Origin of the sequence: Lacunimicrobium album (assembly GCF_052161635.1) — a bacterium.
Classification (GTDB): Bacteria; Planctomycetota; Planctomycetia; order Planctomycetales; family Planctomycetaceae; genus SXPC01.
This window is the reverse complement of record NZ_CP197413.1, coordinates 2,909,597-2,922,273: the sequence shown is the minus strand read 5'-3', so window position 1 is coordinate 2,922,273 and position 12,677 is coordinate 2,909,597. Positions and strand designations below refer to the sequence as shown.

Sequence of the window (12,677 nt, the reverse complement as noted above, 5' to 3'; positions counted from 1 at the left end):
ACAAAGGCGATGTCATGAGTGAAACAACAAGTCCACTGGCGAAACACGAGGGAGCAGTCACGGTTCTGCATCTGGCAGCTTGCAGTTCACGCTGGGGAGCAGACCAGATCGATAAGCACCGCGCAGTGTTGCTGGAGCAGTCTCGCCAGATCAAGCCCGGCCAGTCGCTGTTGATCGATATGACATCCGTCGAGTTCTTCGGCTCAGCCTTCATCGAACTGCTGCTGCAGATCTGGAACGGCGTCAAGCAGAACGATGGTTCGAAGATGGCGCTGTGTGGTGCCTCGAATTACTGCATGGACATCATCACTGTGACGCGTCTGGATTCGATCTGGCCGATTTACCCGGATCCCTCAGCCGGAGTTTCAGGGCTGTCCCAGGCGTAGAGCAGGGGGGTGATGCACCGCGATCATTCTGTCATTGGAAGACTCACAAAATCAAAAAGGCCAGCAGCATGACTGACTGGCCTTTATTCATTCTGGAGATCAACGGTTTGGAGATAAGCCGTGACGACAGTTTCAGCGTGACTGCGCAGAACGGGTGATTGATTCGTTATCGTGCGCGGTCATCGATCGATCGCGTTTGAGCAAGTCTGTGGCTACAGGCACAGTTCGTCGAGGCCGGCCATCTCGTGCATAGCGTCCGGATCAATTGATTCGATACAGAGTTCAACTTCGCCATTCTTGATATCGAGCACAGTGACCTGATGAGTTCCGACGATGAAAATGTCACCTACAGATGCTTCGAAGTGTTGGAGCATGCAGTTGTCCATCTTGAGTAGAAGTGCTTTGTTGTGGACCAGACTGTCCACCGGACATGTCATCAAGTGCAGAGATGGGGGAGACAGAAACATCGCTCAGCAACCATCGCGGGCGGTGTTATACCATCCTGGGTTGCATATCGAGAAGTCTAATTTGTTTCGTCTTTGAAAAAATTCAATGTTACCTGCGCGCGGAGAAGAGGAATTGATCTGTGCGCAGGCGCGCACATGCGAAACAGGTCTGGAGTGACAATTCGGTCACTGTCGTTGTCACCCTTGCGTGATCATTGCTGAAACAGTTTATAGCCACGCTCTTCAAACTCATGCAGACGCTGTTCGATCGTTGTCACAAGCTTGCTCAATTTATACGGATCATCGATCTTAACGCCACGCTCGTCTGTGACATAGAAGACGTCGACAACCTGATCGTAATGCGTTGCGATCTTCGCCATCACGATCGACATGCCGAACTCATTGAGGGCACGCGTGATGGTCAGCAGCAGGCCAGGGCGGTCATGAGCGAAGATGTCGATGATCGTGTAGTGATCACTGCTGTTCTGGTCGGGCACGACACGCAATGGGAGCTCAGCCAGGGGCGGCGTGTTCTCAAGATTGCCGTAGCGTTTGTATTTCTTGAACAGCTTCTCAAGTGAGGTTGGTCGATACAAGTGCTCCTTGATAACCTCTGCAATTTCATCGATCCGCCACTGCGGCGGCTTCTGCGGGAAGTCCTGATCGGTCAATCGAATGCGGTCCAGAATGATCCCGTCTTTACTGGTCGCGATTTGAGCAGTGACGATTTTTAATCGCATTGCTGTGAGGACGCCGCAGATCCGTTCGAAGATACCGCGCGAGAAACCATGACGTCCGATGATGAGATATTCGATCAGCCCGCTGACCTCATCGAAGCGTCCTGAAACACGCGCATCATTTTCAGCCAGTTGACTGATCAGAATCAAATCATCTTGAATTGTCTGCAATGTATTGGAATGCACATACTGCAAAGGCAGGCTTTGATACAGGCTCGTGAACTGCTCTGAAAGAGTTTCATTCCACTGCCCCAGTTCCTTGCGTTGCTTCAGAGCCGTCAGGATGTCTTCTTCTTTGACGACATTGAGTCGCGGCGATTCGGATTCTTCACCAAAGTGCCCCAGCGTCTTGTCGTAAAGCTCTTTCAGCAGGTCAGACTTCCACTGCGTCCAGACTCCCGGACCGACCGCCTGAATGTCAGCCACCGTTAATAAATACAAATGACGAAGGCAGTTGGAATCGCCGACCAGATGGGCGAAGGTCGACGTGATCTTCTGATCGTTCACATCGCGACGCAGTGCCAGGTCGGACATGTGTAAATGCCAGCGAACCAGGAACGACAACAGCTTGACCTGATCTTCGGGCAGATAAAGTCGATGTCCGACTTCGATCGCTAATTTCGCCCCCAGGATCGAGTGGTCTTCCTCATAGCCTTTCGCCATGTCGTGAAGAATGATCGAGAGGTAAAGAATCTCTTTGTTCTTTAACGAGCGGTAGACACGTCCGATGTGATCAGCATCATACTCAAGTTTTTGCGCTGCTTCGACGGCACGCATGGTGTGCTCATCGACCGTGTAGCTGTGGTACTGATTGAATTGCAGCAGGCCCCGGCAATGTCGAAATTCAGGAATGACTCGTTCGAGTGTTCCGTATTCGTACATCAGGCGAATCGTCTTGCCGAGGGTCTGTGGATCTTTGAGGATTTCCAGGAACGTTGTGGCTGCCTCGCGACTGAGAGTTTCTTGAACATTCGGCGAGGCTTTCTGGATCAGATCAAGAACAAGCGGGTTCGGCTCGCGCGAATAACGTTCGGAAAGCTGGAAGAACTTGAGAGTCTGCTCGAGAGACTGTGTGACCTCGGTTAAAGCGCCGCTGACAACATCGATCTCGTCGGGTCGGAGCAGGTAGTGGCGCTGAATGCGTCGAGTAAAGAGTGACGAGAACGCCTGCATAACACGACGCCCGGGCCGATTGCGTTGCGTGAAGCGATTCGTAATCTCTCGGACAGTCGTTGCATGCTGAAAATACTTCTGCATGAACTGCTCGACCGGCTGCTGCACAGGGGTTGGTTTATACCCTTGAGCATTGGCAATCCGAAGCTGTTCATTGCGCGAGAGAATGTCGTAGCAACGTCCAGATCCCATGTGAAGGTAGAAGCGGATCCGTGTATAGAACTCTTGTGCCACGCGAACTGCTTCGTACTCTTCTGAAGAAAGAAGCCCCTGTTTCCAGATGATGTCGAGCTTTGTTTCCTGGGTCAGCGAATAGGCCAGCCAGCGGATCAGGTGGATGTCTCGCAGCCCGCCAGCAGCCCGTTTCACATCAGGCTCAAGGTATTGAGCGGACTGGCCATGCTCATTGCGTTCTTCTTCGCGCGATTTGACACAGTCCACATAGAATTGCGACCAGCGACGTTTGATAACAATGCGATCGTACTGCGTCCGTAAATCATGATGCAGCGATTCACTGCCCCAGATCAGACGTGTATCAACCAGCGAAGTCGCAACCTGAATGTCTTCCTTCGCCAGCGAAATCGTTTCATTGAGCTTGCGCAGGCTATGCCCTAGTTTCAGCCCGCCGTCCCAACAGCGTCGAACGATCGTCGCAACAACCGGCTCGAACCAGGCTGCTTTCGTATCGCGATACAAAAAAAGCAGATCGATGTCTGAGTAAGGGGCAAGCTCCGCGCGTCCAAAGCCTCCGACAGCAATGATGGCGACATCCTGCGATGACTGGCGTTCGGTGATCTGGTGAAACGCGATCGATTCCGTGGCCAGATTGATCAGAAACTGATCTGTCCATTCCGTCAGCAGACCACCCAAAGCTGAGGCCTGACTTCGCTTTTCAAACTGGCTGCTGACCAAACGACGAATCTGCTGAATGCGGGCCTTATCGTCTTTGATCCAGTTTTCAGTCATGCCGCTCGCATATTCGAGTAAAGAGAACCACAGTTAAACACGAATTCACACAGATCGAATCAAGAGAAGAGATTCAAACGGGTCTCTTCGAGGATCGATTTATCGGTAGCAATTTGATCTGTGTCAATCTGTCTTCATCCGTGGTTGCGTTTCTTGCTTCCAGATGGTTCATCTCGCTTCACAGGGCCTGCAAACCGGTTTCACCGGTGCGGATGCGGATGACATCTTCAATCTCGCTGATGAAGATTTTCCCATCGCCAATCTCGCCCGTTCTGGCACTGCCGACGACAGCGTCGATCGCGGACTGCAGCTTTTCCTCGGGCACGATGACTTCCAGGCTCAGCTTGTTGACAAAATCAATCTGATATTCGGCCCCACGATATGTCTCGATATGGCCGCGCTGGCGCCCGAATCCCCGGACTTCGGAGACTGTCATTCCAAAGATACCCGTCTTGACCAAAGCCATTTTCACTTCATCGAGTTTGTAGCTTCGGATCATCGCCGTCAGGCGTTTCAGTTTCATATCTTCTCCACCGACAGTGGCACAAGCAGGAACAACAAGGGTCGCTCAATCCAGAGATTCAGCGACCACTCGTTGTGAAATCCTGTTCGTCACGTCAATCGGTCGGCCCGATCGATCAATCAGATGATACTACAGCGATTCTTCGCCCGTCTCGCCAGTACGGATGCGAATCGTCTCTTCGAGATTGCTCACGAAGATCTTACCATCACCAATCTGTCCCGTGCGAGCCGTCTTGACGATCGCATCAACAGTCGCCTGGAGACTGGTATCAGGCACAACGATCTCAATTTTGACCTTCGGCAGGAAGTCAACTGTGTATTCAGCTCCGCGGTATTGCTCTTTATGGCCTTTTTGACGACCAAACCCGCGAATTTCCGTCACCGTCATTCCCTGCACGCCGACTGCAGTCAAAGCATCTTTGACTTCTTCCAGCTTAAAGTGGCGAATAATAGCCTCAATTTTTTTCATATGGTCACCGTCATGTTTGGATTTTTTTATAGAAAGGGCCGAGGACAGGACAGCTGGAGTGAACGCTCGCGGTCTCAAATCGTCGGCTTGAAATCAACAAGTATTGATTAGATCAGATTCACCGGTTCAATGCAGCATCGAGTTGGACAAACGTGCGTCGTTTATCCAAACCCGGGATGCCGATCAAGCGAAACTGAAGACAGAGCCAATTAGACGAAAATGTAACCTTCTTCGCCGTGCTCGTTGAGGTCGAGACCTTGCAGTTCAGTATCTTTAGAGACTCGCAACCCGATCGTGGCATTGATCAGTCCCAGAATGATCACTGAACCAACCACTGCAATACCGACCGCAGCACCAACGCTGACAGCCTGATTGATCAGCTGTTGAGTGTTACCCTCGAGCATACCTTTAAAGCCAGGCTTGATGACTTCCGATGCGAAGACACCTGTCAGGAGCGCACCTGAAATACCAGCCATGCCGTGAACTCCGAAGACGTCCAAAGCATCGTCGTACTTGAAGATTCCCTTAAGTGTCGTACAGGCGAAGTAGCTGACAGCAGTTCCAATCAAACCGATCATCACCCCACCAAGAACAGTGACCGAACCACTGGCTGGCGTAATGGCAACCAGACCAGCGACTGCACCGGTGCAGGCTCCGAGAATGGAAGGATGGCCACGCATGACCCACTCAAGGATGGCCCAGGTCAGCAGACCCGTGGCAGCAGCCATGTGGGTACAGGCAAATGCGTTGACCGCGAAAGTCGATGCACCGCCGGCAGAACCCGCGTTGAAACCGAACCAACCCACCCACAGCAGGGCAGTCCCAATGCTGGTATAGGTCAGGTTGTGTGGTGGCATTGGCTCATGGCCGTGGCCAAGGCGTTTGCCGATCATGATGGCGCAAACGAGAGCAGAAACACCAGAGCTGATGTGAACGACGGTCCCACCTGCAAAGTCGAGAGCTAGGAATTTCGCGCCCCCTTCAAGGGTGTTGAACTCGCTCAGCCATCCCTCTGTCGACCAGACCCAGTGAGCAAGTGGGCAGTACACAAATGTTCCCCACAGCAGACTGAAGGCAACCATGGCAGAGAACTTCATCCGCTCTGCATAAGCACCGCAGATCAGGGCAGGGGTGATGATGAAGAACATCATCTGGAAAACGGCCCACACAACTGCTGGCGTTGTGAAGTTGGCAGGGGTAAAGACAGTACCATCAGCGTTCAATTCAGGCACAACGCCTTTCCAGAACAGATTGTCAAATCCACCGACCAGACCCATGGTTCCAGGAATGCTAGGGGCAAAGGCCAGACTGTAGCCGTAGACGAACCACACCACCGACATCATCCCCATCAGGAACATACACTGCATGATCACGCTCAGAACGTTTCGCTTGCGGACCAGACCGCAGTAAAACAGAGACAGGCCAGGGGCAGTCATCATGAGAACGAGAAGACAGGAAACCATCATCCAGGCGGTATCGCCCGTATCAAACACAACCTGCTCTCTAGCAGGCGTCGCAGCTTCGACAGCAGTTCCGCTCTCCGCCGCTACGACAGGCGTTTCCGCAGGCGTCGTGCCTTCCTGCGCCATCACCGAACTACCAAGCGTTACGGCGAGTAAGAATGCTCCCATCGCCAAACGCAGAAGCTGAACACGAGACAGTAACATAGGTTCTCCTGGACTGTTGAACGAACAACAACCGGCGGGTGCACTTCAGATTAAAAGTTGTGTAACCGAAAAAGCCCCATTTCCAGTCGTTTCCTTCTACCTCTGAGCGCCTTTTTGTGATGTAAGGCGAGGGAAAACGCTCGCTCATTCTGACCGGCATGTCAGTAAAATACAATTCAGAAGTACCCGTAATTTGCCACGTATTTTGACCTGTCTTGACCAGAACTAATGCCCGACAACCCCGTCTTGACCCTTTTCGTCGACTCGGGGTACACTCCCACGCCTTTCACCCCCCTCAAGCAATGCACTTCTCTCCTTAAAACGTCATGACGACGGCATGCCACAACTTCCTTCTCCTGTAATGGCTTTGATCATAATCGCGATCGTCGCGCTGACGATTCGTGTCGGCTTCGGCATTGCCATCCAACGCCAGCTCGATTCCCAGCCCGGGCGTTTTGACCTCATCGAAGGAGATGCATCCGGTTATTGGATGCTGGCTCAAAAGATCGTCACAGGCCAGCCGTACGAGATTTACAATCCGCCACGCCAGGTCCACCGCATGCCCGGCTTCCCGGCCATCCTCGCGACCTCAATCGCGTTCTTCGGCGATAAGCCGTTTCCAGCCCGTATGCTCCTCGCCGTCATCGGGACCGCGTCCTGCATGATGGTTTATGTCCTCACCTGGCAGCTCTTCAACACGAAGATTGCCTTTACCGCAGGCATGTGGGCTGCCATCTCCCTGCCACTAGCCATCTTCTCGGTCGTCTTTTTAAGCGAGACAGCGTTCGCATTCGCGGTCCTGATCAACCTCTCCTTCTTTATTGCCTGGTGGAAAGCGAAGTCCGTTCGCAGCCAGATCCTCTTCGCAATTCTGACAGGAATCGGCGTCGCGCTGGCAACCTATCAACGCCCCAGCTGGTATCCGATGATCGTCCTCTTCGCTCTCGCCTCGTTCTTCCGCTCCTTCTCCCCCGGGGAGAAGGTGGCTGAGTCGAACCGACAGGTTCGCAAATCAATACTGCCGAGGTCGGATGAGGGATCTCTGCAAACTGATAAAAAGCCGTCATTCTTAATTCGTCTTCTCCCTTGCTTCACTCTCTTCCTCGCCTTCACTCTCTCTATGGCCCCATGGGTTTACCGCAACTACGAAGTCACCAACAAGTTCATCCTCACAACCCTCTGGATGGGCCCCAGCCTTTACGACGGCTTCCGCCCCGACGCCACCGGCGATAGCGACATGCGGTTTTTCGAAGAAGACAACCTCATGGCCACCATGTCCGAATACGAGATGGACCAGGAATACAAAAGACGCGGCTGGAACTACGCCTTCTCCCACCCCGCTCACGCGATCGAACTCGCCTTCATCAAAGCCTATCGCTATTGGAAGCCCTGGCCGAACGCCAGCCAGTTTGGCGGCCTCGGTCCCACACTTGCGGTTGCTGTTCACGCAACGCCGTTGCTGTTGCTGGCGGTTCTCGGCGCCTGGTGGGCGTTCACCAGTTACGAATTTTCGCGAGAACAGAAGCTGCTCATCGCGGTCGTGACGATCGCACCGATTACGTTCTTCGGATTACTGCACATGTTGTTCGTCAGCTCACTGCGATACCGCCTTCCTTTGGAATATCCCCTCATGTCGCTGTCAGCTTACGCCCTTCACCTAATCCTCGGATCTCTCACGAAAGCCTCGAAAACTTCCCAAATCCCCGCCTGATTCCCAATCCGGCCCACGTTTCGCATCGTCAATGATCACAATTACCTGTTGTCTTCTTTTGTTTTCCCTAGCGCCCAGCGCCTAACTCCTAGCGCCTCTCATGTTCACCTTCTGCAAACGCCTGATTCAAATGACTCTCGTCATCGTCGTCACGATCTCCGTGGCTGCGTTCGGGATCATGTATTGGATCTGGCAGCATCGTGCAGAACTGACGAAATACCAGGTCAGTCAGGCAATTCATCAGTTTGCGCCGGAATGGGACTTCAAACTATCCGGAGCGTATTTGACGTCTGACGGTCGTTTGCAGCTGACCGACTTCCAGCTCAAAGACCCGATGCTCGACGCAACCATGATCTACGTCCCCGACACAGAGATCGGCGTCAACTGGGATCTCTATCAGCGTACCCAGCAGATCGAACTCGCTAAGATCGTTCTCAATCGACCTCTCCTTGAGGTTCGTAAGCTTCCTGACGGCACATGGACGATCACGAACTTTCCTCCCATCAAAACAACAGGGAAGAAAGCACCTCCGATCGAGATCAACGACGGCACTGTGCGGATCTCCGCTGATGATCCCCAAATAGGACGCACAGTTCAATATGCACTGCGCAATCTCAAACTGAGGGTCAACACGACCGACGAGAAGATCCTTCAGATCGCCTGCGAAGCGGATGGTGGCCAGGCCGGCAAACTCGACTTTCAGGCTGCGTACTCCTTGACCAATGAAACCTTTCTCGTTGAAGGGAACCTCGATCAACTCCAGTTCGGCAACTCACTGGTCGACCTCGTCCTCGCGATGCTGCCCGACCTCAAGCCGAAAGTGGACCAGTTTCACGCCCGACTGGCTCCTGAGCCCAAACTTCAGCATACGGCTTCCCTCAAGCCATGGGATGAAGCATCGACTCTCCCGAGCGTCGCGCCGGAAAACCTGCTGCAGACTCGCATGCTCGCGGACGTCAACTTCTCGATCATGCGAAAGCAGTCAGGCCAGCCCGTCGATGTCTCAGCCAATGTCGATATCCTCGAAGGCTTCATCGACCACCCACGCCTCCCCATGGCGATGCAGCGTCTCAACGGAAAAATCACGCTCGACCAGTCCGGTCTCCATATCAATGACATGACCGGCATGTCTGGCCAGACTCAGCTCGATCTGGCGGGCGAAGTCCCGGTTGACCTGTCTCTGCTCAGTAACACACAGGCGACCGGCGTGCGTTTTGTGTCTGAAGTGAAGACCGCAACTCCCTCGGCGGGCATGATCATCAATGTTTCGAATGTCCAGATCACCGATCGCTTCCTGGAAACTGCTCCCAAGGGTGTTCAAGGCATTATCAATCACTTGAATGCCACTGGCACCTTTGATGCCCAGTTCCGCATCCGCACCGACGAAACCGGTATTCACAATGACCTCGTCTCATTGACCGTGACCGACGGAACCGCAAGACCCAACTCCTTCCCATACCCGCTCACACACATCCGCGGCACGATCCATCAGCACCCCGACTCGGAAATTCCTCTGCTTGTCTATGACATGCAGGGCATGGCCGGAGATCGCCCCATTCAGTTAAAAGGTCACACCAGACGCCCGGGCCCGGATCATGAAACGTTGCTCGATATTCATTTCGAAAACTTGCCGCTCAACGAGGCATTTATCTCCGCTTTGCCAGACAACGTGGAAACATTGATTCGTAAGTTCCACCTGACAGGTGAACTCACTGCCCAGCATCAGATCTATTTCCCGCAGGGGACCAAGCGGGGACATCAGCAAAAGTCAAAAATCCAGTTCGCCAATGCGTCGATGAACTGGGATCTGTTTCCGTATCTGATCGAAAACGTCACGGGCGATCTCTCCCTCGATAACAATGTCTGGACGTTTTCCAATGTGACTGGCCGTCACCTCAATACCAACCTGTCGGGAGTCGGCAAAATCGATCCTGCCAACCCCGAATACGTCAACGCCTTCGAGATCATCGCTCAGGATGGTCAGTTCGATACTGCACTACGCCACGCAGTCGGGACAGCTCATAACGACTGCGAAAAGCTCTGGCAGATGCTGAGCCCTCAAGGCACGTTCAATGCCAAAATTGAAGTGAAACAGCATCGCGACAAAGGGGTCGAAGTTGCCCTTCCTTACATCACCACCGAAGAAGCAGAGCTGACCCCCAGTTTCCTGCCGTATCGTTTGGATCGAGTGAAATCGGAAGTCACCTACGGCAAAGATGCTCTTGGCGAAAACTTCGTCACGATTCACAAGGTGACCGCGCAACACTCAACAACACTGGTCTCCCTCAAAGGCAACGTCATCAAGAACCCTCAGTTCTGGACCGCTCGCCTGGAGGACATGCACCTGGACAACATCGTCCCCAACGACGAACTCATCGCTGCACTCCCGTCAAACATTCGCACGGTCGTAACAAACCTAAAGGTCCGCGATCCCCTCTCCCTGCGAGGACGCGTCGAATTCAAAGGAACGCACGAAGAAGCGAACCCCGCCGTCACAGCCGCCTGGGACTTGGTTCTCAACACCGCCGGCATGACACTCGATCTCGACATGCCCATCGAGAAAATCACCGGGAAAGTCACCCTGCAGGGAGTCATGACTCCCAGCTATACCGAGATGCTCGGACAGTTGAATATCGATTCCCTCTTTTTCATGGGGTACCCGATTACTCAAGTGTCTGGTCCATTCAAGCTGGTCAATAACCAACTCATTTTTGGATCAAGCCAGACATTCGGAGCTCAGTCTCCCGGGGCTCCCAAGACGGTTTCCTTGGACGATCGCATTCAGGGACGTATTTTTGAAGGCATCGTCAGTCTCGACTCGATCCTCACCCTCAATAAGAATTTCGACTACCGTTCTCGCGTCGAACTCACCCGCGGCTCCCTCGCCAACTGGGCTCAACTCAACGGCTACGGTGCCAGCCAGATCCGCGGCAACATGAATGGCTGGATCGACCTGACAGGGCAGGGGACAGAGATGAACGCAGTCACGGGACGTGGCCAGCTCTGGATTGATCAGGCTGAACTTTACGAGCTACCGCTCTTCATTCGACTCTTCAATGTCTTGAAATTCGTCCCACCCGACAAAACCGCATTCCGTTACGCGTATGCAGACTTCGGCATCGCCAACAGCCGGTTCAACTTCGACCAGATCGAATTGATTGGCTCCTCGATCGGAATGTCAGGCAACGGCTACATCCAGTTTGATCAAATCATCTCGATGGACCTCATCTCGAAAATTCCTCGAAACCAGTCACCTGTTCCTCTCGTGAACTCGATTATGGATATTCCGATGTTACGTCAGGCCACAGAAGGCATCGTCCAGGTCCACGTCGGCGGCAAGGTGAAAGCCCCCGTGGTCGAATCTCGCTCGGGCTTGATGAACAATTCCTTCCGACGCTTCACGCAAAACTTCAACTTCAACAACGACTACCAAGCCCCCCGCTACGCCCCACCCCCAACCTTCTCCGCCCCCAACCCCCGCTAATATTTCCTATACTCCTTGAGCGGAGCGATGTAGGTCCCTTCTCCCTTGAGGGGAGAAGGTGTCAGCGCTTCGCTGACGGATGAGGGTGAGCGCTAGGCAAAGACCGATTTTCATTGCCAGGAGAGCACAGGCAAAAGTCTTCTTCTCATCCCGCATAAGCCAGCATTCCCCCCTCGCATCTTCCCTCCACACCTCGTTAACCTAGACAAAACGACTTGTCTACCCACGAGGTGCTCATGCCCAACTTCAAGCCCGATAGCTACAACAGCGTCTCCCCTTATCTCGTCGTCGACGGAGCCCAGAAAACGATCGACCTGTTAAAGACAGTCTTCAACGCCGAACAACTCCGCACTCATCATCACGACAACGGCCGCATCATGCACGCCGAAGTTCGCATCGACGACACCGTCATCATGATCGCCGACGCCGCCCCGCAATGGCCCGCCATTCCCGCTCATCTTCACATCTACGTCAAAGACGTCGACGAGACTTACCAGCGCGCCCTCAAAGCCGGCGCCGAGTCCGTCCAGGAGCCAGTCCAAAAAGGAGACGAGGATAAACGCGGCGGCTTCAAAGACGCCGGCGGCACCACTTGGTGGATCGCCACCCAACAACCCTCTTAGGCGAGCGGGGGGTGTCAACCCCCTGTCCCTTGTGCTATCGAATTCACATAGCCACGATGAGTACGCCTAACGCGCCAACAACCACTCCCCCATGTCCTTCTACTCCCTCTTCAACCACATCGAAGGCATCCTCTGGCTCATCGTCGCAGCCACCATCGCGATCCGCACCCCACGCAATACCTTCCAGCAAAAAGTCGCTGTCGTTCTCGCTACCGTCGCTTTCGTCCTCTTCGGCCTGACCGACTTCATCGAAGCCCACTACGAAGCCCGCGTCCCTCTCTGGCTCTACGCTTGGAAGATCGCCTGCGGCTCCGCCATCTTCACCTCACGCTACACCTGGCTCGGCTGGACCCGCTTCCGTTGGACCGATCGCGAATTCCTCTTCTCCCTCGCCTGCCTGATCGCCATCATCGCGATCATAGTTTATCAACACTCGTAGGGTCCGCTGTGCGGACCATCAATCCGCTCCCAATGAATCCATAGCGCAAAAAAA

General features: G+C 53.7%; 10 protein-coding genes. 5 read left to right on the top strand and 5 right to left on the bottom strand.

The genetic code is table 11. The annotated features are described in order from the left end of the window. Window positions 1–14 precede the first annotated feature (14 nt). Window positions 15–386, top strand: coding sequence for an STAS domain-containing protein (locus SH248x_RS11600; RefSeq protein ID WP_459554433.1), 372 nt, complete (start codon window positions 15–17; stop codon window positions 384–386). A gap of 212 nt (window positions 387–598) precedes the next feature. On the opposite strand, the gene SH248x_RS11595 is transcribed toward SH248x_RS11600, so the two are convergent. The 5 genes from SH248x_RS11595 to SH248x_RS11575 all read right to left on the bottom strand — a co-directional run bounded on the left by SH248x_RS11595 (window position 599) and on the right by SH248x_RS11575 (window position 6,366). After that, window positions 599–760, bottom strand: coding sequence for a hypothetical protein (locus SH248x_RS11595; protein ID WP_459554432.1), 162 nt, complete (start codon window positions 758–760; stop codon window positions 599–601). Between the two features lie 284 nt (window positions 761–1,044). Beyond that, window positions 1,045–3,708, bottom strand: coding sequence for a bifunctional uridylyltransferase/uridylyl-removing protein GlnD (gene glnD, locus SH248x_RS11590; RefSeq protein ID WP_459554431.1), 2,664 nt, complete (start codon window positions 3,706–3,708; stop codon window positions 1,045–1,047). A 178-nt stretch (window positions 3,709–3,886) separates the two neighbouring features. Then, window positions 3,887–4,225 carry a P-II family nitrogen regulator gene (locus SH248x_RS11585; RefSeq protein ID WP_459558610.1) on the bottom strand — a complete coding sequence of 113 codons (339 nt, stop codon included), beginning with the start codon at window positions 4,223–4,225 and terminating at the stop codon, window positions 3,887–3,889. 135 nt (window positions 4,226–4,360) lie between these two features. Next, the gene (locus tag SH248x_RS11580; RefSeq protein ID WP_459554430.1) at window positions 4,361–4,699 is read right to left on the bottom strand and encodes a P-II family nitrogen regulator; all 339 of its coding nucleotides are present in this window, start codon (window positions 4,697–4,699) and stop codon (window positions 4,361–4,363) included. Window positions 4,700–4,908: 209 nt separating this feature from the next. Then, entirely contained in the window at window positions 4,909–6,366 is a 1,458-nt protein-coding gene (locus SH248x_RS11575; protein ID WP_459554429.1) for an ammonium transporter, read from the bottom strand. 337 nt (window positions 6,367–6,703) lie between these two features. Between SH248x_RS11575 and SH248x_RS11570 the strand changes: the two genes are divergently transcribed. The 4 genes from SH248x_RS11570 (at window position 6,704) to SH248x_RS11555 (ending at window position 12,623) form a co-directional block, all read left to right on the top strand. Continuing rightward, window positions 6,704–8,077, top strand: a complete 1,374-nt coding sequence (locus SH248x_RS11570; protein ID WP_459554428.1) for an ArnT family glycosyltransferase — start codon at window positions 6,704–6,706, stop codon at window positions 8,075–8,077. Between the two features lie 100 nt (window positions 8,078–8,177). Beyond that, window positions 8,178–11,561: a hypothetical protein gene (locus SH248x_RS11565; RefSeq protein WP_459554427.1), complete on the top strand. Its 3,384-nt coding sequence runs from the start codon at window positions 8,178–8,180 to the stop codon at window positions 11,559–11,561. Window positions 11,562–11,797: 236 nt separating this feature from the next. After that, entirely contained in the window at window positions 11,798–12,184 is a 387-nt protein-coding gene (locus SH248x_RS11560) for a VOC family protein (RefSeq protein ID WP_459554426.1), read from the top strand. Window positions 12,185–12,275: 91 nt separating this feature from the next. Further along, window positions 12,276–12,623, top strand: coding sequence for a hypothetical protein (locus tag SH248x_RS11555; protein WP_459554425.1), 348 nt, complete (start codon window positions 12,276–12,278; stop codon window positions 12,621–12,623). Window positions 12,624–12,677 lie beyond the last annotated feature (54 nt).